Below are 25,742 nucleotides of genomic sequence, written 5' to 3' on the forward strand. Positions count from 1 at the left end.
AATGGAATTTCTCGTTGATAATCTGGCTCCGATCATGTTTTTTAACTTGATCGTATTTTTGCTATTGGGCTTTCCCGTTACCTTCACCTTGTCGGCAATCGGAATTTTGTACGGCCTGGTTGCCATTGAACTGGACATGATGCAGCCGGCCTTGTTCCAGGCCTTGCCTCAACGTGTATTTGGTATTGTCGAGAACGATACCTTGTTGGCGGTTCCCTTCTTTACCTTGATGGGCCTGATATTAGAGCGATCAGGCATGGCAGAGGATCTGCTCGATACCATTGGCCAGCTCTTTGGGCCTTTGCGTGGTGGTTTGGCAATTGCTGTGGTGCTGGTCGGTGCCATGCTGGCAGCTACAACGGGTGTGGTGTCGGCCTCCGTCATCTCAATGGGCCTGATCTCCTTGCCCATCATGCTGCGCTACGGCTATGACCGCAAGCTGGCAACCGGGGTGATTGCCGCCTCAGGCACCTTGTCGCAAATCATCCCGCCCTCCATCGTGCTGATCATTCTGGCTGACCAACTGGGCCGCTCCATCGGTGATATGTACCGTGGCGCCATGCTGCCGGGTCTGCTGCTGGTAGCGATCTACATTCTGTACATTGTGGTGATGTCTTACATCAAGCCCAAGTCGGCTCCCGCCTTGCCACCCGAGGCCCGTGTGTATGTAGAGCCTAACGGCAGTCGTGGTTTGACTTCGCTGATCGCCTTGACGATTGTGGCCTCGGCCGTGGCGTATTTCGGCTCGCAGCATTACTTTGCCACGCATCCCAATATCCCGATGGACGAGCACATTGTCGTGCTGCTGCTGTTGTGGGGCGTAACGGCCTGGGTGATCGCGCTGATCAACAAGCTGCTCAAGCTGAAAATGCTGTCCAAGATCGCCGAACGTGTGGTCTTTGTGATGGTGCCCCCGCTGTTCCTGATCTTCCTGGTGCTGGGTACGATCTTTATTGGGGTGGCAACGCCCACAGAGGGTGGGGCGATGGGGGCGGTCGGTGCCATCATCATGGCGGTATCTCGCGGCCGCCTGTCCTGGAAGCTGCTGCGTCAGGCCATGGAATCGACGACCCGCCTGTCCTGCTTCGTGGTCTTCATTCTGGTGGGTTCGACCGTCTTTAGCCTGAGCTTCCGTGGCATTAATGGCGATCTGTGGGTGGAACACCTCTTGATCGACATGCCCGGTGGCGAGTGGGGCTTCCTGATTATCGTCAGTATCCTGACCTTTCTGCTGGCTTTCTTCCTGGACTTCTTTGAGCTGGCCTTCATTATTGTGCCGCTGCTCGGGCCGATTGCCGACAAGATGGGCATTGACCTGATCTGGTTCGGTGTCTTGCTGGCGGTCAATATGCAGACCTCCTTCATGCACCCGCCCTTTGGTTTTGCGCTGTTCTTCCTGCGTTCGGTGGCCCCCAAAGAGGACTACACCGACAAGGTGACGGGCGAGCGCATCAAGCGTGTGGCCACAACGGATATTTACTGGGGCTCGGTACCGTTTATTATCATTCAGTTGTTGATGGTGGCAACGGTACTGGTCTTCCCCGGACTGGTTACGCACTATAAGCACGGCGAAGTTCTGCTGGAGGATTCGCAAATCCAGTTTGGTACGGAATCGACTTACGGTTCTGACAGCTACGGATTTGGAACGGATGACGCGGCCAGCAGTTTCCAATAAGCTTATTTCATGATTCACACGGGGGCATCTGGCCCCCGTTTTTTATTCAAGGATGTGTGATGTTCAGCCGTACCCGAGTCAAGATTTGTGGCTTTACCCGAGCGCAGGATATTGATGCTGCCGTGCAGTTGGGCGCGGATGCGGTGGGTTTTGTCTTTTACCCGAAAAGTGCCCGTATGCTGAGTACGGAGCAGGCTGTTGCCCTGCGCGCCCGTGTGCCGGCGTTTGTGCAGGCAGTCAGCCTGTTTGTGAATGCGTCCGAGAGCTTTGTTCGGGAAATTCTGGAACAGGTGCAACCGGACTTGCTGCAATTTCACGGTGAAGAAAGCCCGGAAGAATGCCGTCGCTACGCGCATCCGTATATCAAGGCTTTCCGAGTCGGTGCGCCTGGTCTGGATACAGTGGATGGCCTGCTGGAACAATGCTTGAAGTATCAGGATGCCCGTGCCTGGTTGATGGATGGTTATCACGATGCCTATGGCGGCACCGGTACGGCTTTTGATCCGGAGCTGATTCAGGGGCTGCAGGCGTGTCTGGAAGGCCATGACGGGCTGCCGCCGCTGGTCCTTGCCGGAGGCATGCGTATCGACAATGTGGCCGAACGAGTCGCCTTGCATCGCCCCTATGCGATTGATGTCAGCAGTGGAGTCGAGCTGGAACCGGGCATCAAATGCAAAATGAAAATGGGCCAATTCATGCAGATTTTGAGTAGCGCCTCCTGATTGAGGGAATCTTTTAGCAGCGACGCTGTCTGTACTTATTGCCCCGACCCGCTTATGGCGGGTCGATCTTTATTTGGTCTTGTCAGGATTTATGTTTATGCAAAGCATACAGCTCGGTCCCTTTACCTTTGCCACGTCTCTATTTGCTTTTATGGTCGCGGCATTGCTGGGGCTGTTTCTGGCCGCCTGGCTGGATAGACGCAAGCAGACCCGAGCCGAATCGGTGCTGTGGCGCGCGATGATTCTGGGTGTGCTGGTCGGTCGTTTGGGTTTTCTGATCCAGCAATGGCAGTTCTATCAAAGCGAACCCTTGAGCTGGCTGGATTTGCGCGACGGCGGTCTGATGATTCCGGCAGCCGTGACGGCAGGCTGGTTCTATGTGCTGTGGCGCGTGCTGCGTGACAAGGCCGTTTTGCCTGCTGTATCGGGAGGGTTGGCCGTTGGTGTTGCGGCATTTTCGCTAATCATGGTCGCGACAGGGCGAGGGGGAGTGGAAACCGCCATGCCATTGCCCGAGATAGACTTGATCCCTATGCAGCTTGATGTCAGTGCGCCGGAAAATCTGGATTTGTATAAAGGCAAGGTCACGGTCGTTAACTTGTGGGCCAGCTGGTGTCCTCCGTGCCGCCGCGAAATGCCTGCCTTCAAGCAAGTGCAATCCACCCGGTCCGACGTGAATATCGTGTTTGCGAACCAGGGCGAGGAACTGGCCGAGATCCAGAAGTACCTGATAGACGAGAATCTGGAGCTGGATAATATGTGGCGCGACCCGCAAATGCAGCTGGGCCAGGCCGTGCGCAGCCGTGGCTTGCCTACCACCTTGTTTTTGGACGAGCAGGGACGTTTGGTGGATGTCCGAGCCGGGGAGTTGTCTGCTGCAACCTTGAACGACAAGATCAATAAGCTGAAATAGAAATATTTTGCTGCTATTGATTCCGGTTTTTTCTTTTTATTTTTGACTGTTTTTTATTTTTTTGAATAAACAAGTTTTTATTCAAATAATATAAAGATGCTAATTAGGCTGTCGCCTTGTTTTCAATTAGTTAATTCAATCGATAATCAAGCTTGGTTTCAGGTTTTTAACTGAATCCGACTGCTACTATAGGCCCTTGTTTTTTATCTGTTTACAAGGGTTTAGCCATGAATTTGACAGAGAAAGGAACGAAGACGGCGAAGCTTTCAGCGTCCGATAGAATTATCTATGCAGATAATCACCTGATCCATGGGCCAGATGATATTACGGCTTATATGAAAGGTGTGTGTTATGACGCCGCTGCCTATATGCGTTATTTATATAATGCGAAAATCAGTTTTGATCAGCTGACTTCCATTTCGGCGCAGAACTGGCTGCCGGTATTCAAGTTTGCTGAAGGCAGAATGTGGGATGGTCGGAATTCCTTGCCTGGCGGCAAGGCCATTGGCTTTTGTCGAGTCAAGGGCATGGAGTTCTTCCATGCTGCCGTCGCGGTTGGAGGGACCGAAATTCGGGCGATCAATGGCGGTTTGCTGGGAGCAGGTTGGCTACATCCGGTCGATTTGCGCAAGGTGCTCACTCAAAAAAATCCCGATGGCTCGTTCAAGTACGACGGCACCGATATCTTTGTCTACATCTCGAATCTATGAATAAAGAAACCGGCATCAAGCCGGTTTCTTTTTGTGCCGCTGTCTCCAAAGCAAGCCCCACGTGTCGGGGGCTGCTGACGATGGAGTGCTATCAGGCCTTTTGCAAGCTGATCGCTTCCTCAGGAGTCTCAGGCCGTTGCGCATACTTATTCGCAATGAATGCACAAGCCATCAACTGGATCTGGTGGAAGATCATGATGGGCAGCAGGGCTGGGCCAATGGCGGCGCCAGTAAACAGCACTTGGGCCATAGGTACGCCAGTGGCCAGACTTTTCTTGGAGCCACCGAAGACAATCGTGATTTCGTCTTCTTTATTGAAGCCCAGCTTGCGGGCCAGCCAGGTGGTCAGGAACAGGATGATGGCCAGCAAGACCAGGCAGACTACGGCCAGGATAGCCAGGGACTTGGGCGGTACGGTTTGCCACAGGCCACCAATCACCGAGGCGCTGAAAGCGGTGTAGACCACCAGCAAGATGGAGGACTGGTCCACGCTGCGCAGCCATTTACGGTTGCGATCCATCCATTTGCCAATCAGGGGGCGCATCAAGTGGCCGACCACAAAAGGCAACAACAATTGCAGGCTGATCTTCTTGATGGCGTCCAGGGTCGAAGTGGCCGAACCACCGTCTGCATCAAGCAGCAGTTTCAACAAGACGGGGGTGAGCACAATACCGATCAGGCTGGAGGCCGAGGCGCTGCAAATCGCGGCAGGCACGTTACCGCGAGCAATCGAGGTAAAGGCAATGGCCGATTGCACGGTGCCGGGCAGGGCGCACATGTACAGAATGCCCACAAATAAGGGCATGCCCAGCAATGGCAGCAAGATGGGCTTGGACAGCAGGCCCAGCAGGGGGAACATGACAAAGGTGCAGCCAAAGACCAGCAGGTGCAAACGCCAGTGGGTGGCCCCAGCAATGATGGCTTCGCGGGATAGCTTGGCCCCGTGCATGAAAAACAGCAGGGCAATCGCCAGGCCAGTGATCACGTCAAAGAACACCGCACCTTGGCCGTAGGCGGGAAAGAAACTTGCCAGTGCCACTACGCCGATCAGGATCAGGGTGAAGTTGTCAAAAAGCAGTCGCAGTTGAGAGAACATGGGTTTGTTAGAGGCTTGAAAGGCTTGCGTTATGAAAGGCCTCACTTTACCGTAGACCTTTTTGGGGGTTTATCGCTAAACGGATATGGATTATCGACAAACGGACATTCTGATGCCTGCGGAGCGAATTCCGGAGAGTTTGCAGCAGTTGCGCTATCTACCCAGGCCTTTATATGGTCAGGAGCGTACCTTGCCCAATCAGGCCATTGCCCGCCCACACCGGCATCCCTGGGTGCAGTTTTCCTATGCGCTGACGGGGGTGATCGAAGTGCGTACTGCCAGCGGGCGTTTCATGGCGCCGCCTCAGCAGGCGGTGTGGGTGCCTGCGGGTGTGGAACATGGGGTGCGTAGCTCGCCTGATGCGCAGATTCGTAGTCTTTATATTGATGTCAGCGCCTTGCCAGAGGCCCCTACGGTGTGTCGAGTGGTTGTGGTAGACCGCTTGCTGCGTGAACTGATACGCGAGTTCAGCCTTTTGCCTGTGCTGTACGAGCGTGAGGGGGCGCAGGGGCGTCTGGTGCAAGTCCTGCTGGATCGTTTGCTGGCGGCGCCTGAAAGTGGCCTGATTCTGCCTTGGCCTTCGGACCCGCGTCTTTTGCAGGTCTGCGAACAATTGCAGGCCCAGCCTTCGGGCGATTGGAGTTTGCAGGATTTGGCAGAGCAACAGGGTTTGTCAGAAAAAACCCTGAGCCGTCTGTTTCGTCAGCAGACCGGGCTGACGTTCCGGGTCTGGCGTCAGCGACTGCGCGTCATGAGTGCCTTGCCTTTGCTGGAGCGGCAAGAGCGTGTCACTGATGTTGCGTTAGCTTGTGGCTATGAAAGCATGTCGGCCTTTGTGGCGGCTTTTCGGGATTTGATGGGTCAAACGCCCGGCGAGTTTTTCCGTCGGCCATTAGGGCCGCTGGACGAGTAAGCCTGTACAAAATTGCACAGCAGACGATGGGCGTCGGGCGTGTCCTGAATAGGGTCTGCCAGTGTTTGGGGATCTATGCCTTGGGCTCGCCAGGATTCGGCCTTGCGTAGCACGCAGTAACGTAGCAGGCCGGCAAAAAATTCAGGGTGAAACTGAATCGACCACTGCGCGGGGCCATAACGCAATATTTGATGCGGATCATGCGCAGAGCTGCCCAGTATTTCCACATGCTCGGGCAAGCTCAATACGCTTTGTTGGTGCGTCAGCAGGGCAGGAAATTGCATGGGCAGATTGGCAAGCAGTTCATGCTCGTGGGCCTGCTCGGACAAGTGAATGGGCAGGTAGCCGACCTCGGCCCCCTTGGGGTGGTAATCCACGCGCCCGCCCAAGGCGTGGGCCATTAACTGATGGCCGTAGCAAATACCCAGCAAAGGCATTTGTGTCTGATAGCGTTCCCGAATCCAGGCGGCCAGGTTTTCACTCCAGTCCAGTTTGTCGGTGACCATGTTCCAGGAACCACTGATTACCACCGGGTCGGGGCAGTCCGGCGCTGGCAGGGCATCATCCTGATGGACTCGCCAGGTGTGGACATTGACATCCAGGGGCTGCAAAGCGCGTTTGAACCAGGCATTCTGGTTGCCAAAACGCTGCTCGACATCAGGAGGAGGGGAGCCGGCCTGAAGAAAATGGACGTCTATCATGCTTGCCCCCGAAACAGGCTCCACGTGGCCATGCCCAGACCCAGCATGAGCAGGGAACCGGCAACGTGGATGGCAATGCCGCCCATGGCCCACAGATAACGCTGCTGCATCATCAAGGTCATGATCTCGGCGGAAAAGGTGGAAAAAGTGGTCAGGCCACCCAGAAAGCCCGTCATGACGAACATGCGCCAGCCTTCGTGACCCAGGCCCAAGCCGCTGAAATAGGCCATTGCGATACCCATTAAATAGCCGCCAATCAAGTTAGCCAGCAAAGTACCGGGGGGCAGGGTGGGGAACAGGGCATTCAAAGCCTGACTCAGGAACCAACGCGCCAATGCGCCCAGGGCACCACCGGCGGCAATATACAGCATGGCTACGGGCATGAAGAGCCTTCAGGTAGGGGGCAAACTGTCAGCGAGCAGTCAGCCGGTCGCGATATATACCTAGGATAGCGTGTCATTATGCGCCTCTATAGCTAAAAAGGCGATCTTGCCCAAAGGCGCGTAGCCAGCTAATGTAAGAGCGCAATTATCAGACGGACCGCCGTGAATTTCGGTTAGCCCGCCCTTTTTTGGAGACTTTGTGGTGAGTATTTACGATCAGGATTTGCCCCAGACAGACGCCAATTATCGTGTTTTGTCGCCGCTGGATTTCATCGAGCGCAGTGCTTTTGTCTACCCTGACTACCCGGCTCTGGTTTACGGGCCCGCCCAAAACGGCATCAAGATGAGCTGGTCGCAGCTGTATGCCCGTACTCGTCAGCTGGGCAGTGCGCTGTCCAAGGCTGGGGTTGGCAAAGGCGATACCGTGGCCGTGATGTTGCCCAATACTCCGCCCATGGTTCAGGCACACTTTGGTGTGCCCATGTGCGGTGCCGTACTGAATACCTTGAATACCCGTCTGGATGCCAGCACCATCGCTTATATGCTGGATCACGGCGAAGCGCGTGCGGTGCTGGTGGACAGCGAATTTGCCGCCGTCATGAAAGAAGCCTTGAGCCTGCGCGAAAGCAAAGAGCCCATTCTGGTCATCGACGTCGTGGACAATTATTTTGACACCGGCGCAGAACGTATCGGCTCGCAAACCTACGAAGAGTTCGTGGACGGTGGTGACCCGGATTACGACTGGCAATTGCCCGCCAACGAGTGGGATGCGATTGCCCTGAACTACACCAGCGGTACCACCGGCAAGCCCAAAGGCGTGGTCTACCACCACCGTGGCGCGTATCTGGGGGCCTTGTCCAATGTCTTGGAATGGGACATGCCCAAACACGCGGTCTATCTGTGGACCCTGCCCATGTTTCATTGCAATGGTTGGACTTTCCCCTGGGTGATTGCGGCCCGTGCTGGTGTGAACGTCTGTTTGCGCAAGGTGGAAGCCCAGGCCATGGTCGACAATATGGTCGATTACGGCGTCACCCACTACTGTGGTGCACCGATTGTGCACTCCCTGCTGGTCAACTCCGACGAAGCGCTGAAGTCCCGCCTGCCCAAGGGCGTGTCGGCCATGGTGGCAGGCGCTGCACCTCCGGCCACCATGATTGAAGGGATGGAGCGCATGGGCTTTGCGCTGACCCACGTTTACGGCCTGACCGAAACTTATGGCCCCGCCTCGGTCTGTGCGCAGCATGCACCCTGGAGTGAACTGGATATCCAGGAACGTGCGCAGCGCAATGCCCGTCAAGGTGTGCGTTATCACCTGCAAGGGGGCGTACAGGTTTTGAATCCGCAAACCATGGAGCCCGTTCCTGCCGATGGCGAGACTATGGGCGAGATCATGTTCCGCGGCAATATCACCATGAAGGGGTATTTGAAGAACGCGCAGGCCACCCAGGAATCCCTGGGCGGTGGCTGGTTCCATACCGGCGACCTGGCCGTGTGCGAGCCGGACGGCTACGTACGCATCAAGGACCGCAGCAAGGACATCATCATTTCCGGGGGCGAGAACATTTCTTCCATCGAGATTGAAGACGTCATGTATCGCCATCCAGCCGTGCAGGCGGCGGCCGTTGTAGCCCAGCCGGACGAGCGTTGGGGTGAAGCGCCTCACGTTTATGTGGAGCTACGCCCCGGTGCGGAAGTGACGGTGGAAGAACTGCGAGCGCATTGCCGTCAGTACTTGGCTGGCTTTAAAATACCGCGACATTTCAGTTTTATGGAGTTGCCCAAAACGGCAACAGGTAAAATACAGAAATTCGCGCTGCGTCAGCAGGCCAAGCAAGCCGCTTCGGACTAAGAGCAGCGTTTTCTAAAAAGCACACAGGTCGCTTCATGCGGCCTGTCTGCACTTAAGGAACAGGACGGTTAGGAATGCCATCTTTTGACGTTGTATCCGAGGTCAACACCCACGAACTGCGTAATGCAGTGGAACAAGCCAGCCGCGAACTGGCTACCCGTTTTGACTTCAAAGGTACGGATGCCAAATTTGAACTCGAAGACGAGAACACCATTTTGCAATCGGCTCCCAGCGTGTTTCAGCTCGAGCAAATGATGCAGATTCTGCGTGGCCGTATTGCTGCCCGCGGTATTGATGTGCGCTGCCTGGAGACCGAGAAGGTTCTGGAAAACGTGGCCGGCGCGCGGCAGAAAGTGAAAGTGCGTCAAGGTCTGGACCAACCTACGTCCAAGAAACTGATCGCCGCCATCAAGAACGCCAAGCTGAAAGTGGAGACGCAGATTCAAGGTGAAAAACTGCGTGTAACCGGCAAGAAACGGGACGACTTGCAGGCTGCCATCGCTTTGTTGAAACAGACCGATGTGGAATTGCCTTTGCAGTACGATAACTTCCGCGACTAAACCGAGTGAAACGGCACGGTGGCGACGTGACGCCGCCGTGTATCAGCTATGAATGTACGAATTGAATTAATGCGTGTGCACGATCTGGGTCAGGTGCTGGAAGTCCAGGCGGATGTGTACGACGCGGATATTCTGGAAGACCGCAGCTTCTATCAGAACCGTCTGGATCTGGCTCCGGATAGCTGCTGGGTGGCACGTGATACTGACAATCAACTGCAGGGTTATTTGGTGTCCTACCCTTGGGCGGGCCTTTTGCCGCCGTCCCTGGGCGATGCGTTGAATAGCCTGCCTTCGCCCGCAGACCAATGGTTTATTCACGACTGCGCCGTGATGCGTCGCGCGCAAGGCCGTGGGGTGGCCGGAGCTTTGTTGCAAGCCGGTCGCCGCTATGCCTGGCAGCGTGGCTTGCGTCGCTGCAGTCTGGTGTCCTTGGGGCCTGCCGTGGCTTATTGGCAGCGTCTGGGCTACAAGCCGATTGAAGGGGTGCCTGCACCCGTGCTGGAAGCAAAGCTGCGTCAGTATGGAGAGCAAGCCAGTTTTATGGATTGCGCTGTGCATCCCGATTGAACTGTTCTGAGGGGACGTTCAGTATTTAGCGACTGCGTGTCCTGTTCGAGTTCCCAAAAAAGGCCGGGAAATATTCCCGGCCTTTTTTATTTACGGGCGCAATCGATAGCCCGTTTTGAAAATCCAGCCCGCCACGGCAAGAAACACACTTAAAAACAGCAGTGTCATGCCCAGGCTCAGCCACACACTCACATCGGCCAGATCAAAGAAACTCCAGCGAAAGCCGCTGATCAGGTACAGCACCGGGTTCAGCAAGGTCAGTTTTTGCCAGAACTCGGGCAGCATGTCGATGGAATAGAAGGTGCCGCCCAAAAAGGTCAGTGGCGTCAGAATCAGCATGGGCACGAATTGCAGCTTTTCAAAGTTGTCGGCCCAGATACCGATAATGAAACCCAATAGACTGAAGGTCAGGGCGGTTAAGGCCAGAAAGCACAGCATCCAGATAGGGTGGGCAATTTCGTAAGGCACAAATAGCCGCGCCGTGATCAGGATGATAGCCGCCAGAAACAGTGACTTGGTGGCTGCTGCGCCCACAAAGGCCAAGGTCACCTCGAAGTGTGAAATGGGCGCAGACAGAATCTCGTAGATATTGCGCGTAAAGCGCGGAAAGTAAATTCCGAAGGCGGCGTTGGAGACGCTATGGGTCAACACCGACAGCATGGTCAGCCCAGGCACGATAAACGCGCCATAGGGCACGCCGCCGATTTCATTGATACGATGGCCAATGGCAGCGCCAAACACCACAAAATACAAGGCGGTGGAAATCACGGGGGCTACGATGCTTTGCAGCAGGGTGCGTCGGGTGCGAGACATTTCGTAGCGATAAATGGCCAGGATGGCGTACCAGTTCATGACTGTGCCCCTACAAACTCAACGTAAATATCTTCCAGACTGCGCTCGCGGGTATGGATGTCGGTAATGGTCAGCCCCGCTTGCCCAACTGCCGCCAGCAAATTGCTCAAGTCATGACCTTGTTCGCGGTTGGTCAAGGGGTAGAGCAGGCTCATGCCGTCGGCAGTGCTTTGCAGTCCCAGCGTTTCCAGCGCAGCGGGCAGGGCGCTGATCGGCTCGGCCAGATTCAGGCTCAGGGTTTTACCGCCCAGGCGGCGCATCAGATTGTCTTTGGTTTCCACCAGTTGCAGTGAACCTTTATTGATGAAGCCGATGCGGTCGGCCATCTCCTGGGCTTCTTCGATGTAGTGGGTGGTCAGAATAATGGTGACCCCCTGGCTGCGCAGCCGTTTCACCAAGGCCCACATACCTTGGCGCAAGGCCACGTCCACACCGGCGGTAGGTTCATCCAGAAACAGGATTTCCGGTTCATGGGAAAGCGCCTTGGCGATCAGGACGCGGCGTTTCATGCCGCCCGAGAGCGTAATCAAGGGGCTGTCTTTCTTGTCCCATAGCGACAAGTCCTTCAGAATCTGTTCGATCAGGGCCGGATTGGGGGCTTTGCCAAACAGGCCACGGCTGAAGCTGACGGTATTCCAGACTGTTTCGAAGGAATCGGCGCTTAGCTCTTGCGGCACCAGGCCAATTTTCTGGCGGGCGCGCTTGTAGTCGGCGACATTGTCTGCGCCATCTACCAGAACGGTGCCGCTGCTGCGATTGACCAGCCCGCAGATAATACTGATCAAGGTGGTTTTGCCTGCGCCGTTGGAGCCGAGCAGGGCAAAAATCTCGCCCCGCCAAATATCCAGGTCCAAAGCGTGCAGGGCTTGATGCCCGTTTGCGTATTGTTTGCTCAGGCCTCGAACACGCAAAATAGCGTGAGAATCAGGAGTGTTCTGCATAGACAGTAAAATGACCCTTTTGCTGTGCCGACAGGGTTTGAATAACGCAATGGATTTGACGATGCCAACTAGCTTACCACCGCCAACAGAGAGTGACGTTTTGAGTGATGCTCAGGCTATGGCTTTAGCCTTGGAGCAGGCTCAACTGGCGGCCAGCATCGGCGAGGTGCCCGTAGGTGCCGTACTATTGGATGCGGACGGCAGGCTGCTGTCTGTGGGCTCCAATCGCACGGTTTGTGATCACGATCCCACCCAGCATGCCGAGATCGTGGCCTTGCGCGCCGCGACGCGTAAAGTTGGCAATTACCGTTTGCCCGGAGCCAGTCTGTTTGTGACTCTTGAGCCTTGCATGATGTGCTTGGGGGCCTTGTTGCATGCGCGTCTGTCGCGGGTGGTGTGGGCCGCAGCCGATCCGAAGACCGGAGTGTGTGGCAGTGTGGAGTCCTTGCATTTGCATCCCACTCTGAATCACCACACCCGTGTCTCGGGTGGTTTGATGTCCGAAGAGGCGGCCCAGGCCTTGCGGGATTTTTTCCGCGAACGACGCGAACAAAAGAAGTTGCAAAAGCAGGCTCAAACAGTCCAATCGCCGCTGGATGGCGCCCAGTAGTCTCGCTAAAATGTCAGCACTTTATTTTCAAGGTTAATCATGAGCAGCCCCGAGCACGACCATCATCACCATCACCACGAACATGGCCAGTGCCATTGTGGGCAGCAGGACAGTTCGGGCATTTACCTGTTTTCGCCCTCTGGCCAGATCCTTGAACCCAAACGCCTGGAGCTGGCAAGCCAGCGCCTGAACCAACTGGGCTTTGCCGTGGACATAGACGCGGATGCCCTGGCGGTGGATGAACGCTTTGCCGGCACGGACGCTCAGCGTCTGGCTGCGGTACAGCGTTCCTTGCAACAGCCTCAGCCCATTGTGATGGCGACACGCGGTGGCTACGGTTTAAGCCGCATCCTGGGCCAGATCGACTGGCGCGCGGTAGCCGACAGTGGCAAGCGTTTTGTCGGCATGTCGGATTTCACGGCCTTCAATCTGGCCTTGCTGGCGCAAACTGGCGCCATCAGCTACACCGGCCCCACCGCCATTGCAGACTTTGGTGGCGATGAAACCGATGAATTGACGACCGAACTGTTTGGCGAATTGATGCGTGGCGAGCTGGAGCTGTTCAGCTTTGAGTCCGAGGGTTCGGATGCCGTCGATGGTCACGGTGTTCTGTGGGGCGGCAATCTGGCCCTGGTTTGCTCCTTGCTGGGCACGCCGTACTTCCCCAATATCAACGGCGGTATCTTGTTCCTGGAAGACGTGGGTGAAGCACCGTACCGAGTCGAGCGCATGTTGACGCAGCTCTGGCATGCCGGCGTGCTCAATCGTCAGATGGCGGTGGTATTGGGCCGTTTTACGGCTTACAAGACAGGCGCTTCGGATAATGGCTTTGATATGGATTCGGTGGTGCGCTGGTTGCGTGAAACCGTCAAAGTCCCGGTCGTAACGGGCCTGCCTTATGGACATGTGGACGTCAAGGTCAGCCTGCCTATTGGCAAGGAAGTGGGCCTGGCTACCGAGGACGGCATGGCTTATCTGGTTCTGGATGAGCACGAACACTAACGGATTTCGCGCCTGCTTGATACACTACTGGGTTGAACTCAACCTTTTTCAAAGTACGTTTACGTGATCTCCACCGCTAATTTAACGATCCAGTTTGGTGCCAAGCCTTTATTTGAAAACGTCAGTGTCAAACTGGGCGGAGGCAACCGCTATGGCCTGATTGGTGCCAACGGGTCGGGCAAGTCTACCTTCATGAAAATCATTGGCGGCGACCTGGAGCCAAGCGGGGGTAATGTATCGCTGGATCCGGGCGTGCGCCTGGGCAAGCTGCGTCAGGACCAGTTTGCCTACGAAGACAAACGTGTGCTGGACGTGGTGCTGATGGGCCACACAGAAATGTGGAGCACCATGCAAGAGCGTGACGCCATCTACGACAATCCAGAGGCCACCGAAGAAGACTATATGAAGGCCGCCGAACTGGAGGCCCGTTTTGCCGAGTACGACGGTTATACCGCCGAGAGCCGTGCCGGTGAATTGCTGATGGGTCTGGAAATTCCGGTCGAACAGCATCAGTTGCCCATGAGCGAAGTGGCTCCGGGCTGGAAACTGCGTGTGCTGTTGGCACAGGCCCTGTTCTCCAACCCGGATGTCCTGCTGCTGGACGAGCCGACCAACAACCTGGATATCAACACCATCCGTTGGCTGGAAGATGTGCTCAACAGCTACCAGAGCACCATGATCATCATTAGTCACGATCGTCACTTCCTGAATCAGGTCTGCACTCACATGGCTGACCTGGATTACGGCGAGCTGCGTGTCTACCCCGGCAACTACGACGACTACATGCTGGCGTCGGTGCAGTCGCGCGAACGTGTGCTGGCGGCCAACTCCAAGGCCAAAGAGCGTATTGGCGAGCTGCAGGACTTTGTGCGCCGTTTTGCCGCCAACAAGTCCAAGTCCCGTCAGGCTACCTCGCGCCTGAAACAGATTGGTCGCCTGAAGGCAGAGACCATCGAAGTGAAGCCTTCTTCGCGTCAAAACCCGTTTATTCGTTTTGAACAGAAAAAAGTTCTGCACCGCCTGGCCGTGACGGTCGAGGGCTTGAGCAAGTCCTACGATCATCCCATCATCAAGAACTTCTCGGCCATGATTGAAGCGGGCGAGAAAATTGCGATTGTGGGTGCGAACGGTGTGGGTAAGACGACTTTGCTGCGTTTGCTGGCCGGTGATCTGACTCCTGACAGCGGCTCGGTGGTCTGGTCCGAGAACGCTGATATCGGCTATATGGCTCAGGACGTCTCGGACGAGTTCGATACCGAAGACAATGTGTTTGACTGGATCAGCCAGTTCCGTCAGGCCGGCGACGACGATCAGTCTTTGCGCTCGGTGCTGGGCCGCATGTTGTTCTCGGCCGATGACATCATCAAGCCCGTGAAAGTGCTGTCGGGTGGCGAGAAAAACCGCATGACTTTCTCGCGTCTGATGCTGGGTCGTCACAACGTCATGCTCCTGGACGAACCGACCAACCACCTGGATATGGAATCGATCGAGTCCTTGCAGATGGCCATGGAAAAGTTTGAAGGTACTCTGATCTTCGTGTCCCATGACCGCGAGTTCGTCTCCGGCGTGGCAACCCGCATTATCGAAGTGATGCCTGAAGGCCGTCTGGTGGATTACCGCGGTGGCTACGAAGACTACCTGGCCAGCCGCGAGCAGGACTGAGGCTAGGGGTGGCCGTCTTTACCCTGCGTGAGCCCACCAGCTTTGAGCAGGACATCAAAAAAAGCCGTTTTCTGGCACTGGCTGCGCCTGTAGACAGTGCCAGCCAGGCTTTGGCTTTTTTCCAGGCCAAGGGTGTGCCCGATGCCACGCATAATTGCTGGGCCTACAAGATCGGGTCGGAATACCGCTTTAACGATGATGGCGAACCCGGCGGCACGGCCGGGCGTCCCATTTTGCAAGCCATAGAAGGCCAGGATTGCGACCGTGTTGCGGTACTGGTGATACGTTGGTTTGGGGGCGTCAAGCTGGGTACGGGTGGCCTGGTGCGCGCCTATGGCGGCGTGGCCGCTCAATGTTTGCGTCTTGCTGACAAGCAGGAGCTTATTCCCATGGCGGCTTTGCGCTGCCGTTGCTCCTTTGCCGATCTGGCTTTGGTTCAATCCCGTTTCGACAGCTTTGGCGTTCAGGTTCAGGACGAGCAATTCGATGCTGAAGGTGTGCAGTGGCTGTTGAATCTGCCGCTCGAGCATAAAGCTGATTTTCAACAGTCCTTTATCAATATGACGCGTGGTCAGGGGGAATGTGAACCCCTGGAGCAAGCCTAAGTCATCCTCGGTTCTGCCCAAGGTCTGCAATGGACCTCTGGTCGCCATCCGCCTTGATTGAGCTTTCTGGACGAAAAGGTATCTTCTCCAGACGATTATCCCTCTGCACCGTCCAGGCAGTGGCCATACTAAATACCTCTGATTCCTTCTAAGTCTGTATCCAGCCTGCGGGTATGATCGGGTTTAGTCAGCATTGTGGGTGTAAGCCATGTCCTACGAGATCCATGCCAGCCAGTGGCTCAATACGACCGCTCCATTAAGCTTGGCGTCCTTGCGTGGCCGCGTGGTGGTGGTCTCGGCCTTTCAGATGCTTTGCCCTGGTTGTGTCATCAACAGCCTGCCGCAAGCCAAGAAACTGGATACGCTGTTCTCGCGCGATGATCTGCGCATCATAGGCCTGCATAGCGTGTTCGAGCATCACGACGTGATGGGCCCTGCAGCTTTGCAGGCGTTTGCCCATGAGTACCGCTTGAATTTCCCCATCGCCATTGATCAGCCTTCAGACAGCGGCCCCTTGCCGCGCACCATGAAGGAGTGGGGCCTGGGCGGGACACCATCTACCATTATTTTTGACCGTGATGGCAATCTGGCTCTGAAGGAATTGGGCCATCTGGACGATCTGCGTCTGGGTGCGTTTGTCGGCCAACTGATTGCTCGCCGCCCGGTGTAAGCAGACAAGAAAGAGGGGGTGGCGGACAAGCAGGATTCTTCCTCTTGCGGGCCGACCTGTACCTACTAGGTTTTTTGCTGAAAAGGGTTTGTCATGAAGATTGCGGTGTTTGATACCTACGTTGTGCGTCCTGACGGGCGTCGTATGCACTTTGATATCTTGGTCAGCGACGATGCCAAGGATATGGACAAGGTCTTGAGTTATGGTCAGCGCTATCTGGCGGCCAAAGGGGTGAGTGTGGAAAACTTCACCTCGCGCGAGTGCCGCTTCTGCCATACGGAAATGGCTTCTGCGCCGGTCGAAAATGAAATCAAACGCAGTGGCTTCGCGATTATCGAGTTGGAAAACTGCGACTAAATCGCATTCATGCAAAAAAAACGCCAGACAAATCGTCTGGCGTTTTTTCTGGGGCCGGGCAAATCAGGCCTGGTCAGGCTGCTGGTTTTGCTGGGCAGCAATTTCAGCATGGACTTTTTCCATGTCCACAGCCTGGACCTGTTCGATCAGATCGTCCAGCTGGGCAGCGGAAAGGGCACCGGCTTGCGAGAACAGCAAGACGTTCTCACGGAAGACCATCAGGGTAGGAATGGAGCGAATACGCAGGCCAGCGGCCAGTTCCTGCTCTTCTTCCGTGTTCACCTTGCCAAAGGTCACGCCGGGGTGCTTGGCCGCAGCTGCGTCAAAGACAGGGGCGAATTGGCGACATGGACCGCACCAAGGAGCCCAGAAGTCGATGATCAGGGGTTTGCCGTCTTCTACTGCAGCCTGGAATGTTTCTTCGTTCAGTTCGACGATGCTCATGGGGGAGCCTCCGCAATAAAAAAGCGGCTGATGGTGTTCAGCCGCTTCGTTAAACATGCAATCAGTGTACTCGTTTTCCAGGCAGCCCTAAAGCGCCAAACGAGTTTGCTAAAGGGTTTTTCATTCCGTAGCGATTGCGTACTTGATCACAAACAAGATGGCGACAATCAGTGTGGCCAGGTGGATACTGCGCCAGCGGCCGGTTGTCAGCTTCAGGATCACGTAGCTGATAAAACCAAAGGCCAGACCGTTGGCAATCGAGTAGGTGAAGGGCATGGTGAAGGCAGCCAGGGCAGCAGGCACGGCCTCGGTCATGTCGTCCCATTTCACTTCAGTGATTTCGCGCATCATCAAGCACGCCACATACAGCAAGGCGGGGGCGGTGGCGTAACCGGGAACGGTCGCGGCCAGTGGCGAGAAAAACAGGGCCAGCAGGAACAGGACACCAATGGTCAGCGCTGTCAGACCGGTACGGCCACCGGCTTGCACACCCGAGGCGCTTTCCACATAGGCAGTGGTGCTGCTGGTACCCAACATGGAACCGGCCACAATGGCGGTGCTGTCAGCCAGAAGGGCGCGGCCCAGGCGATTGGGCTTGCCTTCTTCAATCAGGCGAGCGCGCTTGGCAACCCCGATCATGGTGCCCGTGGCATCAAACACCTCAACCAGTACCAGAACCAGAATCACGTGCACAAAGCCGGTGTGCAGGGCACCCATGATGTCCAGTTGCATGAAGGTAGGCATCAGTGAGGGGGGAGTGGAGACCACACCACCAAATTCGCTGTGACCGGTCAGCATGGACAGAATGGTCACGGCCAGAATGCCGATCAGGATTGCACCGCGCACCTTCAGCGCGTCCAGGGCGGCAATAATGAAAAAGCCCAGAATTGCGTACAGGGCTGCGGGCTGGGTCAGGTCACCCAGACCAATCTTGGTGGCAGGGTGGGCCACCACAATACCCGAGTTCATCAGGGCGATCAGGCCCAGGAACATGCCGATACCGGCGGCAATGGCGCTTTGCAGGGATTTGGGAATGCCCCGAATCAGCCAGGACCGGATGCCAGTCACCGTTAGAATCAGGAAGATCACGCCGGAAATAAAGACCGCGCCCAGTGCCTGTTGCCAGGTATAGCCCAGGGTGGCGACCACGGTGAAGGCAAAAAAGGCGTTCAGGCCCATGCCCGGTGCCATGCCGATAGGCCAGTTGGCCACAAAGGCCATGATGAACGTGCCCAGAGCAGCAGCCAGGCAGGTGGCTACAAAAATGGCATTGCGATCCATCCCTGTGGACGACAGGATGTCTGGATTCACAAAAATAATGTAGGACATGGTCAGGAAGGTAGTGATACCTGCCAGGACCTCGGTACGGACGTTGGTGCCATGCTCAGTGAGTTTGAAGAGACGTTCAAACATGGGCAGCCTCCTTGTGATTATTAGGCGATCGGAGCGTGAAATTATCGATGCGGGATTTTAACCACGAGTGTGCCACTGCGTCGCCCCCCTTTGTCGCGATGTATCGGCACAACCCAGACACTATCCGCTGATTGTCTTGAGGGGATAAATTCCTATTTTCCCCAATACAGCAGGCTAAAATAGGCGCCATGAATATTCTTGGATTTGAAAGTTCCTGCGATGAAACTGGCGTGGCGCTGGTCAGCACGGAACAGGGCCTGCTGGCCCATGCCTTGCACAGCCAGATCGTCATGCACCGTGAATATGGTGGGGTGGTGCCTGAACTGGCCTCTCGCGATCATATCCGTCGCGTCCTGCCTTTGACACGGCAGGTGTTGGCTTCTTGCCATATGCAGCTCGATCAGGTCGATGCCATTGCCTATACCGCCGGCCCCGGTCTGGCCGGTGCCTTGCTGGTGGGAGCCAGTGTGGCGCAGTCGATTGCCTGGTCGCTGAAAAAACCGACGATTGCTATCCATCACCTGGAAGGTCATTTGCTCTCGCCCTTATTGGCCGAGCCGCGTCCCGACTTTCCCTTTGTGGCCTTGCTGGTCTCGGGTGGCCACACTCAGCTGATGCGTGTAGATGGTGTGGGTCAGTATGAATTGCTGGGTGAAACGCTGGACGATGCAGCAGGCGAAGCCTTTGATAAAAGCGCCAAGCTGATGGGCCTGGGTTATCCCGGCGGCCCGGCCTTGTCGCGTCTGGCTGAACAGGGTGACCCCAGCGTCTACGAGCTGCCGCGTCCCATGATGCACAGCAAGGATCTGGATTTCAGCTTTAGTGGTTTGAAAACTGCCGTGCTGACGCGCTTGCGCAAGCTGGAAGCGGAAGAGGGCGGGATTACCGAACAGCAACGCGCTGATCTGGCTGCTGCGACCGAGGCCGCCATTGTGGACGTGCTGGCCGCCAAGGCGATCAAGGCCTTGAAGCAAACGGGCTTGAAACGTCTGGTGGTTGCCGGTGGTGTGGGCGCCAACCGCCACTTGCGGGCTTATTTACAGAAAGCCGTGGCGCGTTTAAAGGGCGAGGTGTTCTTTCCACCGCTGGAATTTTGTACCGATAACGGTGCCATGATTGCTTTTGCGGCGGCCATGCGTGTCAAGCACGGTTTGGTGACTTTGGATGATAGCCAGCATGGCTTTGCCATCCGGCCTCGCTGGGATCTGGCTTGTGTGAACCAGCCTGTCTCCCAGCAAGAGCGTTAGTGCTTATTTTTTCTTGGAACCGATCTTGCTTTCTTTGCCCGTCATCAGACGACGAATGTTTTCCTGGTGACGCCAGAGCAAGAAGGCACTGATCAGGACCAGGGCCGTGGCAATAGAGGCATTCATGGGCCAGACCACCTTGGCACCGAGCAGGTAAAACAAGGGGGCAAACACGGCACTGATGATGGCTGCCAGCGACGAGTAACGGCTGACATAAGCGATAATCAGCCAGGTGGCCGCGGTAGCCAGAGCCAGCCAGGGCAGCAGGGCCAGGATGACACCCAGCGCGGTTGCCACGCCTTTACCGCCTTTAAAGCCCAGAAAGACCGGGTACAAGTGACCCAAAAAGGCAAAAAAGGCGCTGACACCCAGTAAAGTCGGTGCCCAGCCCCAGTTGCTGATGGCCTGTTGGGTCAGAAAGACAGCCAGCCAGCCTTTGAAGGCATCACCCAACAAGGTCAGGACAGCTGCTTTTTTATTGCCGCTACGTAGTACATTAGTGGCTCCCGGATTTTTCGAACCAAAGGTGCGAGGGTCTTGCAAGCCCATGATCTTGCTGACGATTACGGCAAACGGCAAGGATCCCAGCAAATAGGACAAGAGGGCGACAAGCGGGGCGGCCACAGCAAAAGAAACGGCGTTCATGAGGATTGAGCTCCACAATTATTGTTGCGCGGATTCTACCGGCCTTGCAGCAAAATACCAAAGGCAGCGGGTACAATTTGCTGCCCCTGTTAGATTTTTAACGGAAAAGTAAGCATGCGTATTCTGGTCTCCAACGATGATGGCTATACAGCAGCCGGTATCGAGGCTTTGTATGAAGCCTTGCAAGGACTGGGTGAGCTGACTGTCATTGCACCCGAGACCAATTGCAGCGGTGCCAGCAATTCCCTGACCTTGAATCGTCCCCTGTCGCTGCGCCAGGCCAGCAATGGTTTTTATTTTGTTAATGGTACACCGTCCGATTGTGTGCACGTGGCCCTGACAGGCCTGCTGGATTTCCGTCCCGATCTGATTGTGTCCGGCATTAATAACGGCGCCAATATGGGCGACGACACCTTGTATTCGGGCACGGTGGCGGCCGCGATGGAAGGTCATTTGTTTGGTATTCCCGCAATTGCGTTTTCCCTGATTGAACGCGGCTGGAAGAACCTGGACAGCGCAGCGCGCGTGGCACGAGATCTGGTACAGCGTTGTCAAAAGAAGCCGTTGGCGGCCAATACCTTGCTGAACGTGAATATCCCGTGTTTGCCCTACGAAGCCTTGAAGGGCACGCAAGTCACCCGCCTGGGCAAGCGTCATCCTTCGGAGCCGGTCGTAAAAAGCCAGACGCCTTATGGCGAACCCGTGTACTGGATTGGCCGTGTCGGTGGTGTGTCCGATAGCGAGAAGGGCACAGATTTCGGTGCCGTGGAACAAGGTGCAGTATCCATTACGCCCTTGCGCGCGGACCTGACTCACCACGAGCAACTGGCCGGATTGCGGGACTGGATGCAATGACAAGTAAACCAGGCAAACGCTATCCTTTTGCAGACGGCACTCGGAATCGGTTTGGCAAGTCCAGCCTGGGCAGTGGCCTGTCTGCCAGCAACAGCAATACCCGTATTGTGCAACGGGGCCAGTTACAACCGACACCGTCGGCCATTTTGTCACCGCAAGTGTCAACAAGTGTCAACCTGGGTTTGAACTCGGAACGCTCGCGTGGCATGATGATCGAGCGCTTGCGCCGTCAAGGAATTACCGACGAACGAGTGCTGGCGGCCATGCAGGCAGTACCGCGCCATCAGTTTGTTGATCAGGGTTTGGCCAGTCGGGCCTATGAAGATGATGCCTTGCCTATCGGCTTTGCGCAGACCATCTCCCAGCCTTGGGTTGTGGCCCATATGATCAGCCTGGTGTGTGACCAGAAAATACCGACCAAGGTGCTGGAAGTGGGGGCCGGATGTGGTTATCAGGCTGCTGTTTTGGCACAATTGGTCAAAGAAGTGTATGCGGTAGAACGTATCAAAGGCTTGTGTGATATGGCTCGCGATCACATGCGCCAATTAGGGCTGTCGCAACGGGCTCGAATAATGTTTGGTGACGGAATGCAAGGTTACCCTGCCGCGGCACCATATGATGCTATTGTTGTGGCGGCAGCCGGTCCGGTCATTCCCAGAACCTTATTGGAACAATTAACATTGGGGGGGAGACTGATCGCCCCTGAAGGTACGACACAACAGCGCCTGGTTTTGGTGGAACGCACCGGACAGGCTACTTGGCGTCGTGAAGAACTTGATGCGGTTCGCTTCGTGCCGATGCGAGCCGGAACCCAGATTTAGTCAGATATTCTCAGGAGATTTATATGCAGCATGCAGTCAGGTTACCGTTAACCGCTGCTTCCACCGGTACACAGTGGTTCTTGACGCCCCGTCAGTGCCTGGTGGCGGCTGTGGTCACCAGTACCCTGCTGGCTGGTTGTGCAAGCCGTAATGAGCGCGCTCCAGTCACTGACCTGAGTTCCTCTTCGGCGGCAGGCAGCGTCAGCAGTGCCTCGGGTACCTATGTGGTACGCCCCGGCGATACGCTCTACAAGATTGCACAAGCGCACGGCATGGACGTGAACTCGCTGATCCAGTTGAACCAGATTACGGATCCTTCCATGTTGCGCGTGGGTCAAACCTTGCGTCTGGATGGCAATACCTCGATGGCGGCAGTGACGACTCGCCCAGCCGGTAGCGGTAGCACACAGACCTCGCCCGTCAGCCCCGCCACCCCGGTCAAGACTGAAACGCCCGTGTCTGCGCCTCGCGCCAGCGACGCGGCTCTGATCGCCTGGGGCTGGCCTGCCAGTGGCAAGATCATCCAGGGTTTCAATGCCTCGACCAAGGGTATTGATATCGAAGGCAAGGTGGGCGACCCCGTGGTTGCCGCAGCGGATGGCAAGATCATGTACGCCGGTAACGGTGTGCGCGGTTTAGGCTCCATGGTGCTGGTCGGCCACAGCAATGGCTTTATCACTGCTTACGCCCATAACAGTGTCTTGCACGTTAAAACGGGTCAGCAGGTGAAGAAGGGGCAGCGTATTGCCGATCTGGGTCAGTCTGACACCACCTCGCCACGACTGCACTTCGAGATTCGTCGCTCCGGTACGCCGGTCAACCCGATCTCGTACCTGCCTACGCGATAAGCTCGGTATCTGGACTGAAAAAAGCGGCTTCTGGCCGCTTTTTTTGTGCGCCCTGTTCGAGGGTGCTCAACTGAATGACTTTTTGAGTGCAGATTGCTCTTCCAACTTGAAGGCTATGCCTGTCGGACGGGCGGGTCATTCAGAATTTAATAGCGTTGTGGAACAGCTAGTGCCGCGTTGTGCTTGTTTTTACCCGTTGTGCCGAATGCTCATTGTAAAATCAGCGATTCGCCATCGTTTGCAGCAATGCAACTGCGCCATTCTGCTTGGCAGGACGCTTATTTAGGTTTTTATCGAATGTCTGACGTATTGTTAATTGAATCGCTGGATCTGGAAGGACGCGGCGTCGCCCACAAAGAGGGCAAAGTGGTGTTTGTGGAAGGTGCCTTGCCCGGCGAGGAGGTGCTGGCCGAGACGGTGCGCTCCAAGGACTCCTACGATAAAGCCCGCATGACGGCCTTGTTGAAAGCCTCGTCGCAGCGTGCTGAACCTCCCTGTCCCAACTTTGGTGTCTGTGGTGGCTGTGCCATGCAGCACCTGGAGCCTTCGGCCCAGGTTGCCGTCAAGCAACGTGTGCTGGAAGATTCCTTGGGTCATATTGGCAAGGTAAAGCCAGGTCGCGTGCTGGCACCCTTGCACGGCCCTTACTGGGGTTACCGTTACCGCGCCCGTTTCTCCATGCGCTACGTGCCTAAGAAGGGTGGGGTGCTGGTCGGCTTTCGTGAAAAGAATGGTCGCTACGTGGTGGACATGACGGAATGTCGTGTGTTGCCCGCCAAAGTTTCTGCCTTGCTGGAGCCCTTGCGTTCTTGTTTGGCAGGCCTGTCCCGCCCGGATCGCTTGCCGCAGATCGAGCTGGCCATGGGCGACAAGATCACCACCTTGACCTTGCGCCATATGGAGCCGCTGACCAGCGAGGATATCCAGCGTTTGCAGAGCTTCGGTCAGGAGCACGACATTAGCTGGTGGCTGCAGCCCAAGGGCCCGGAAACGGCCCATCCTTTGCTGCGCGAAGATGCGGGCAAGCTGGCGTATGCATTGCCTGAATTTGATTTGCGTATGCCGTACCGTCCTACAGACTTTACGCAGGTGAACCACGACATTAACCGCAGCCTGATCTCGCGTGCCTTGACCCTGCTGGACGTCAAGCCCGAGCATCGTGTGGCGGACTTGTTCTGTGGTCTGGGTAACTTCAGCCTGCCGCTGGCACGCCGTGCCGCCGAGGTGGTTGGCATTGAAGGCAGCAGCACCTTGACCGAACGTGCCGGTGAAGCAGCCTTGGCCCACAATTTGCAGGACAAGGCGAAATTTACAACGCTGAATCTGTTTGAGGTGGACGTGCAATGGCTGCGTGACCTGGGCCATTTTGATCGCATGTTGATTGACCCGCCGCGTGATGGTGCCTTTGCGGTCGCCACTGCTTTGGCGCAGCTGGAAAAGCACGAGCGCCCCGAGCGTCTGGTTTATGTGTCCTGTAGCCCAGGTACTCTGGCTCGGGACGCCGGTGTATTGGTTCACCAGGGTGGTTACACGCTGGAATCGGCCGGTGTGGTGAATATGTTCCCGCATACGGCACACGTGGAATCGATTGCCGTATTTACGCGCTAAGCCCAGCTAGGCAAGCTTGGACTAAAACGCCCCGCCAATTGGACAAAGTTCCAATTTGTGGGGCGTTTTGTTTTTCTTGGAGGGCTTTGTCAGCTCGTTCGTCCAAGGTGCTGTTGCCTTCAACACCGACCATTTCGGTGGTGTCACGTTTTAAAGGCTGGCTGAAGGATCAGTCCCGTTCAGGTGTTTTTCTCGAAATGTGGGCATGAGCCAGCCCGTGTCCTTGCCAAGGTGGCCGGCAGCTACATGCTTTTCATCACCACGTTTGAAGGCTAGGCTGGCTGATCGGCTTTGTGTGTTTGATTCGGTCCGTTTCTGGTTTTACTGCTTGGTGGCAGGTGTCGCCGCTTTACCTGCATGGGCAATCAAGCCATCGTGTATCAGCTCCATCATCATCTTGAATACCTGCTCGGATTGCAGATGCACAAAGCGCGGCAGAATCTGGCGCAGCATAGGCACATCCTCGGCGGGCCATTGTTCCAGTTCGCTCAGTTCTTCTTCTGTGACCGGGCGGATAAGCCCACCCAGCTCGCCCTGAATCAATCCATATAAAGCGGCATACCAGCCCACACAGGCGGCGGGGATTTCGGCATCGCTCAAACCGCCATCGCGCAAGGCCCTGTATACCTGCTCAAGAACCAGATAGTCGGCCTTGCCGGTATTCAGAAAACGCTGCATTTGCTGAAAAGTCTGTGGGTGGCCCAAGGCCAGCTCACGGTACTGTCGGGCCAATTCATACAAACGCTCTGTCCACGACAGACCTGTATCCACAGCCTGAATGCGGCCTGTCAAATAATCTGCCATCGCACGCAGCAAGCCGTCCTTGGACTTGAAGTGATAGAGCACGGCCATTGGATCGCAACCGACTCGCTCTCCCAGCTTGCGTAAAGAAAAGCCGCTGTCTCCGGCTTCCTCCATCAAGATGACGGCGGCGATCACCAGCTCGTCCTTATTCAGTTTGCGTGTGCGCGTGGCGGGTGCTTGGGCCAATAGAGTTCCTTTGATAGGGAAAGGGCAGATTTGCCAAGTTTAACTCTACAGAGTAGAATAAATTAATTCTACAGCGTAGA

28 protein-coding genes are annotated in these 25,742 nt (G+C 55.9%); 19 read left to right on the forward strand and 9 right to left on the reverse strand.

What is annotated here, in order from left to right; genetic code table 11:
* The first annotated feature begins 1 nt into the window (after position 1).
* The 4 genes from MID00_RS16760 (at position 2) to MID00_RS16775 (ending at position 4,020) form a co-directional block, all read left to right on the forward strand.
* Positions 2-1,675, forward strand: coding sequence for a TRAP transporter large permease subunit (locus MID00_RS16760; RefSeq protein WP_021446531.1), 1,674 nt, complete (start codon positions 2-4; stop codon positions 1,673-1,675).
* Positions 1,676-1,734: 59 nt separating this feature from the next.
* Entirely contained in the window at positions 1,735-2,397 is a 663-nt protein-coding gene (locus MID00_RS16765) for a phosphoribosylanthranilate isomerase (protein ID WP_009462139.1), read from the forward strand.
* Between the two features lie 97 nt (positions 2,398-2,494).
* Positions 2,495-3,310, forward strand: a complete 816-nt coding sequence (locus MID00_RS16770; protein ID WP_009462137.1) for a TlpA disulfide reductase family protein — start codon at positions 2,495-2,497, stop codon at positions 3,308-3,310.
* Positions 3,311-3,537: 227 nt separating this feature from the next.
* Positions 3,538-4,020, forward strand: coding sequence for a hypothetical protein (locus MID00_RS16775; protein ID WP_022983149.1), 483 nt, complete (start codon positions 3,538-3,540; stop codon positions 4,018-4,020).
* Between the two features lie 91 nt (positions 4,021-4,111).
* Here the strand turns inward: MID00_RS16775 and MID00_RS16780 are convergent, their stop codons facing one another.
* Positions 4,112-5,116, reverse strand: coding sequence for a bile acid:sodium symporter family protein (locus MID00_RS16780; protein ID WP_009462133.1), 1,005 nt, complete (start codon positions 5,114-5,116; stop codon positions 4,112-4,114).
* Positions 5,117-5,201: 85 nt separating this feature from the next.
* Between MID00_RS16780 and MID00_RS16785 the strand changes: the two genes are divergently transcribed.
* Positions 5,202-6,029, forward strand: coding sequence for a helix-turn-helix domain-containing protein (locus MID00_RS16785; RefSeq protein WP_035271826.1), 828 nt, complete (start codon positions 5,202-5,204; stop codon positions 6,027-6,029).
* On the opposite strand, the gene MID00_RS16790 is transcribed toward MID00_RS16785, so the two are convergent.
* Entirely contained in the window at positions 5,978-6,730 is a 753-nt protein-coding gene (locus MID00_RS16790; RefSeq protein WP_009462129.1) for a glutamine amidotransferase, read from the reverse strand. The genes MID00_RS16785 and MID00_RS16790 overlap by 52 nt on opposite strands.
* Positions 6,727-7,113, reverse strand: a complete 387-nt coding sequence (gene crcB / locus MID00_RS16795; protein ID WP_009462127.1) for a fluoride efflux transporter CrcB — start codon at positions 7,111-7,113, stop codon at positions 6,727-6,729. The genes MID00_RS16790 and crcB overlap by 4 nt, the downstream gene beginning before the upstream one ends.
* Before the next feature lie 199 nt (positions 7,114-7,312).
* Here crcB and MID00_RS16800 point away from each other — a divergent pair, with 199 nt between their 5' ends.
* The 3 genes from MID00_RS16800 to MID00_RS16810 all read left to right on the forward strand — a co-directional run bounded on the left by MID00_RS16800 (position 7,313) and on the right by MID00_RS16810 (position 10,092).
* The gene (locus tag MID00_RS16800) at positions 7,313-8,965 is read left to right on the forward strand and encodes an acyl-CoA synthetase (RefSeq protein ID WP_009462125.1); all 1,653 of its coding nucleotides are present in this window, start codon (positions 7,313-7,315) and stop codon (positions 8,963-8,965) included.
* 74 nt (positions 8,966-9,039) lie between these two features.
* On the forward strand, positions 9,040-9,525 hold the full coding sequence (locus MID00_RS16805; protein WP_009462123.1) for a YajQ family cyclic di-GMP-binding protein: 486 nt from the start codon (positions 9,040-9,042) through the stop codon (positions 9,523-9,525).
* A gap of 69 nt (positions 9,526-9,594) precedes the next feature.
* On the forward strand, positions 9,595-10,092 hold the full coding sequence (locus MID00_RS16810) for a GNAT family N-acetyltransferase (RefSeq protein ID WP_026483352.1): 498 nt from the start codon (positions 9,595-9,597) through the stop codon (positions 10,090-10,092).
* A gap of 90 nt (positions 10,093-10,182) precedes the next feature.
* On the opposite strand, the gene MID00_RS16815 is transcribed toward MID00_RS16810, so the two are convergent.
* Together MID00_RS16815 and MID00_RS16820 are read right to left on the reverse strand one after the other, a co-directional pair.
* Positions 10,183-10,944: an ABC transporter permease gene (locus MID00_RS16815; protein ID WP_254499153.1), complete on the reverse strand. Its 762-nt coding sequence runs from the start codon at positions 10,942-10,944 to the stop codon at positions 10,183-10,185.
* A complete protein-coding gene (locus MID00_RS16820) occupies positions 10,941-11,885 on the reverse strand; it encodes an ABC transporter ATP-binding protein (RefSeq protein WP_009462116.1) in 945 nt (314 codons plus the stop codon). Before MID00_RS16820 ends, MID00_RS16815 begins: the two co-directional genes overlap by 4 nt.
* A gap of 61 nt (positions 11,886-11,946) precedes the next feature.
* Between MID00_RS16820 and tadA the strand changes: the two genes are divergently transcribed.
* The 6 genes from tadA (at position 11,947) to MID00_RS16850 (ending at position 16,791) form a co-directional block, all read left to right on the forward strand.
* Entirely contained in the window at positions 11,947-12,495 is a 549-nt protein-coding gene (gene tadA / locus MID00_RS16825) for a tRNA adenosine(34) deaminase TadA (protein WP_051359103.1), read from the forward strand.
* Positions 12,496-12,534: 39 nt separating this feature from the next.
* On the forward strand, positions 12,535-13,497 hold the full coding sequence (locus MID00_RS16830) for an LD-carboxypeptidase (protein ID WP_060185160.1): 963 nt from the start codon (positions 12,535-12,537) through the stop codon (positions 13,495-13,497).
* A 63-nt stretch (positions 13,498-13,560) separates the two neighbouring features.
* The gene (locus tag MID00_RS16835) at positions 13,561-15,159 is read left to right on the forward strand and encodes an ABC-F family ATPase (protein WP_035271819.1); all 1,599 of its coding nucleotides are present in this window, start codon (positions 13,561-13,563) and stop codon (positions 15,157-15,159) included.
* A gap of 8 nt (positions 15,160-15,167) precedes the next feature.
* A complete protein-coding gene (locus MID00_RS16840; protein WP_203145786.1) occupies positions 15,168-15,764 on the forward strand; it encodes a YigZ family protein in 597 nt (198 codons plus the stop codon).
* Positions 15,765-15,972: 208 nt separating this feature from the next.
* A complete protein-coding gene (locus tag MID00_RS16845; RefSeq protein ID WP_254499154.1) occupies positions 15,973-16,434 on the forward strand; it encodes a peroxiredoxin in 462 nt (153 codons plus the stop codon).
* Positions 16,435-16,527: 93 nt separating this feature from the next.
* The gene (locus MID00_RS16850) at positions 16,528-16,791 is read left to right on the forward strand and encodes a DUF2024 family protein (protein WP_254499155.1); all 264 of its coding nucleotides are present in this window, start codon (positions 16,528-16,530) and stop codon (positions 16,789-16,791) included.
* 63 nt (positions 16,792-16,854) lie between these two features.
* On the opposite strand, the gene trxA is transcribed toward MID00_RS16850, so the two are convergent.
* Positions 16,855-17,235 carry a thioredoxin gene (gene trxA / locus MID00_RS16855; protein ID WP_009462103.1) on the reverse strand — a complete coding sequence of 127 codons (381 nt, stop codon included), beginning with the start codon at positions 17,233-17,235 and terminating at the stop codon, positions 16,855-16,857.
* 120 nt (positions 17,236-17,355) lie between these two features.
* On the reverse strand, positions 17,356-18,648 hold the full coding sequence (locus MID00_RS16860) for an NCS2 family permease (protein ID WP_021446536.1): 1,293 nt from the start codon (positions 18,646-18,648) through the stop codon (positions 17,356-17,358).
* Positions 18,649-18,836: 188 nt separating this feature from the next.
* Between MID00_RS16860 and tsaD the strand changes: the two genes are divergently transcribed.
* Entirely contained in the window at positions 18,837-19,895 is a 1,059-nt protein-coding gene (gene tsaD / locus MID00_RS16865) for a tRNA (adenosine(37)-N6)-threonylcarbamoyltransferase complex transferase subunit TsaD (RefSeq protein ID WP_254499156.1), read from the forward strand.
* A gap of 3 nt (positions 19,896-19,898) precedes the next feature.
* Here tsaD and plsY read toward each other — a convergent pair whose 3' ends face one another.
* On the reverse strand, positions 19,899-20,540 hold the full coding sequence (plsY, locus tag MID00_RS16870) for a glycerol-3-phosphate 1-O-acyltransferase PlsY (RefSeq protein WP_026483344.1): 642 nt from the start codon (positions 20,538-20,540) through the stop codon (positions 19,899-19,901).
* 114 nt (positions 20,541-20,654) lie between these two features.
* Between plsY and surE the strand changes: the two genes are divergently transcribed.
* From surE to rlmD, 4 genes are all read left to right on the forward strand, one after another.
* Positions 20,655-21,395 carry a 5'/3'-nucleotidase SurE gene (surE, locus tag MID00_RS16875; RefSeq protein WP_226349772.1) on the forward strand — a complete coding sequence of 247 codons (741 nt, stop codon included), beginning with the start codon at positions 20,655-20,657 and terminating at the stop codon, positions 21,393-21,395.
* Positions 21,392-22,216, forward strand: coding sequence for a protein-L-isoaspartate(D-aspartate) O-methyltransferase (locus MID00_RS16880; RefSeq protein WP_009462090.1), 825 nt, complete (start codon positions 21,392-21,394; stop codon positions 22,214-22,216). Before surE ends, MID00_RS16880 begins: the two co-directional genes overlap by 4 nt.
* A gap of 23 nt (positions 22,217-22,239) precedes the next feature.
* Positions 22,240-23,064, forward strand: coding sequence for a peptidoglycan DD-metalloendopeptidase family protein (locus tag MID00_RS16885; RefSeq protein ID WP_009462088.1), 825 nt, complete (start codon positions 22,240-22,242; stop codon positions 23,062-23,064).
* A 297-nt stretch (positions 23,065-23,361) separates the two neighbouring features.
* Positions 23,362-24,672 (forward strand): 23S rRNA (uracil(1939)-C(5))-methyltransferase RlmD, encoded by a 1,311-nt coding sequence (gene rlmD / locus MID00_RS16890; protein ID WP_254499157.1) that lies wholly within the window; start codon positions 23,362-23,364, stop codon positions 24,670-24,672.
* A 321-nt stretch (positions 24,673-24,993) separates the two neighbouring features.
* Here rlmD and MID00_RS16895 read toward each other — a convergent pair whose 3' ends face one another.
* Complete coding sequence (locus tag MID00_RS16895; RefSeq protein ID WP_254499158.1) at positions 24,994-25,662, reverse strand: TetR/AcrR family transcriptional regulator; 669 nt, start codon at positions 25,660-25,662, stop codon at positions 24,994-24,996.
* Positions 25,663-25,742: the final 80 nt, after the last annotated feature.

This window comes from Alcaligenes sp. NLF5-7 (assembly GCF_024266725.1).
GTDB lineage: Bacteria > Pseudomonadota > Gammaproteobacteria > Burkholderiales > Burkholderiaceae_B > Alcaligenes > Alcaligenes phenolicus.

What these genes read in the sequence shown, in the direction of transcription:
- MID00_RS16830 (WP_060185160.1), top strand. Translation starts at nt 12,535, where the DNA reads ATGAGCAGCCCCGAGCACGACCATCATCACCATCACCACGAACATGGC.
- MID00_RS16850 (WP_254499155.1), top strand. Translation starts at nt 16,528, where the DNA reads ATGAAGATTGCGGTGTTTGATACCTACGTTGTGCGTCCTGACGGGCGT.
- MID00_RS16820 (WP_009462116.1), bottom strand. Translation starts at nt 11,885, where the DNA reads ATGCAGAACACTCCTGATTCTCACGCTATTTTGCGTGTTCGAGGCCTG.
- rlmD (WP_254499157.1), top strand. Translation starts at nt 23,362, where the DNA reads ATGTCTGACGTATTGTTAATTGAATCGCTGGATCTGGAAGGACGCGGC.
- MID00_RS16785 (WP_035271826.1), top strand. Translation starts at nt 5,202, where the DNA reads ATGGATTATCGACAAACGGACATTCTGATGCCTGCGGAGCGAATTCCG.
- tsaD (WP_254499156.1), top strand. Translation starts at nt 18,837, where the DNA reads ATGAATATTCTTGGATTTGAAAGTTCCTGCGATGAAACTGGCGTGGCG.
- MID00_RS16880 (WP_009462090.1), top strand. Translation starts at nt 21,392, where the DNA reads ATGACAAGTAAACCAGGCAAACGCTATCCTTTTGCAGACGGCACTCGG.
- MID00_RS16780 (WP_009462133.1), bottom strand. Translation starts at nt 5,116, where the DNA reads ATGTTCTCTCAACTGCGACTGCTTTTTGACAACTTCACCCTGATCCTG.
- MID00_RS16765 (WP_009462139.1), top strand. Translation starts at nt 1,735, where the DNA reads ATGTTCAGCCGTACCCGAGTCAAGATTTGTGGCTTTACCCGAGCGCAG.
- MID00_RS16775 (WP_022983149.1), top strand. Translation starts at nt 3,538, where the DNA reads ATGAATTTGACAGAGAAAGGAACGAAGACGGCGAAGCTTTCAGCGTCC.
- crcB (WP_009462127.1), bottom strand. Translation starts at nt 7,113, where the DNA reads ATGCCCGTAGCCATGCTGTATATTGCCGCCGGTGGTGCCCTGGGCGCA.
- MID00_RS16860 (WP_021446536.1), bottom strand. Translation starts at nt 18,648, where the DNA reads ATGTTTGAACGTCTCTTCAAACTCACTGAGCATGGCACCAACGTCCGT.
- MID00_RS16805 (WP_009462123.1), top strand. Translation starts at nt 9,040, where the DNA reads ATGCCATCTTTTGACGTTGTATCCGAGGTCAACACCCACGAACTGCGT.
- MID00_RS16845 (WP_254499154.1), top strand. Translation starts at nt 15,973, where the DNA reads ATGTCCTACGAGATCCATGCCAGCCAGTGGCTCAATACGACCGCTCCA.
- trxA (WP_009462103.1), bottom strand. Translation starts at nt 17,235, where the DNA reads ATGAGCATCGTCGAACTGAACGAAGAAACATTCCAGGCTGCAGTAGAA.
- MID00_RS16760 (WP_021446531.1), top strand. Translation starts at nt 2, where the DNA reads ATGGAATTTCTCGTTGATAATCTGGCTCCGATCATGTTTTTTAACTTG.
- MID00_RS16815 (WP_254499153.1), bottom strand. Translation starts at nt 10,944, where the DNA reads ATGAACTGGTACGCCATCCTGGCCATTTATCGCTACGAAATGTCTCGC.
- MID00_RS16790 (WP_009462129.1), bottom strand. Translation starts at nt 6,730, where the DNA reads ATGATAGACGTCCATTTTCTTCAGGCCGGCTCCCCTCCTCCTGATGTC.
- MID00_RS16770 (WP_009462137.1), top strand. Translation starts at nt 2,495, where the DNA reads ATGCAAAGCATACAGCTCGGTCCCTTTACCTTTGCCACGTCTCTATTT.
- tadA (WP_051359103.1), top strand. Translation starts at nt 11,947, where the DNA reads ATGCCAACTAGCTTACCACCGCCAACAGAGAGTGACGTTTTGAGTGAT.
- plsY (WP_026483344.1), bottom strand. Translation starts at nt 20,540, where the DNA reads ATGAACGCCGTTTCTTTTGCTGTGGCCGCCCCGCTTGTCGCCCTCTTG.
- MID00_RS16810 (WP_026483352.1), top strand. Translation starts at nt 9,595, where the DNA reads ATGCGTGTGCACGATCTGGGTCAGGTGCTGGAAGTCCAGGCGGATGTG.
- surE (WP_226349772.1), top strand. Translation starts at nt 20,655, where the DNA reads ATGCGTATTCTGGTCTCCAACGATGATGGCTATACAGCAGCCGGTATC.
- MID00_RS16885 (WP_009462088.1), top strand. Translation starts at nt 22,240, where the DNA reads ATGCAGCATGCAGTCAGGTTACCGTTAACCGCTGCTTCCACCGGTACA.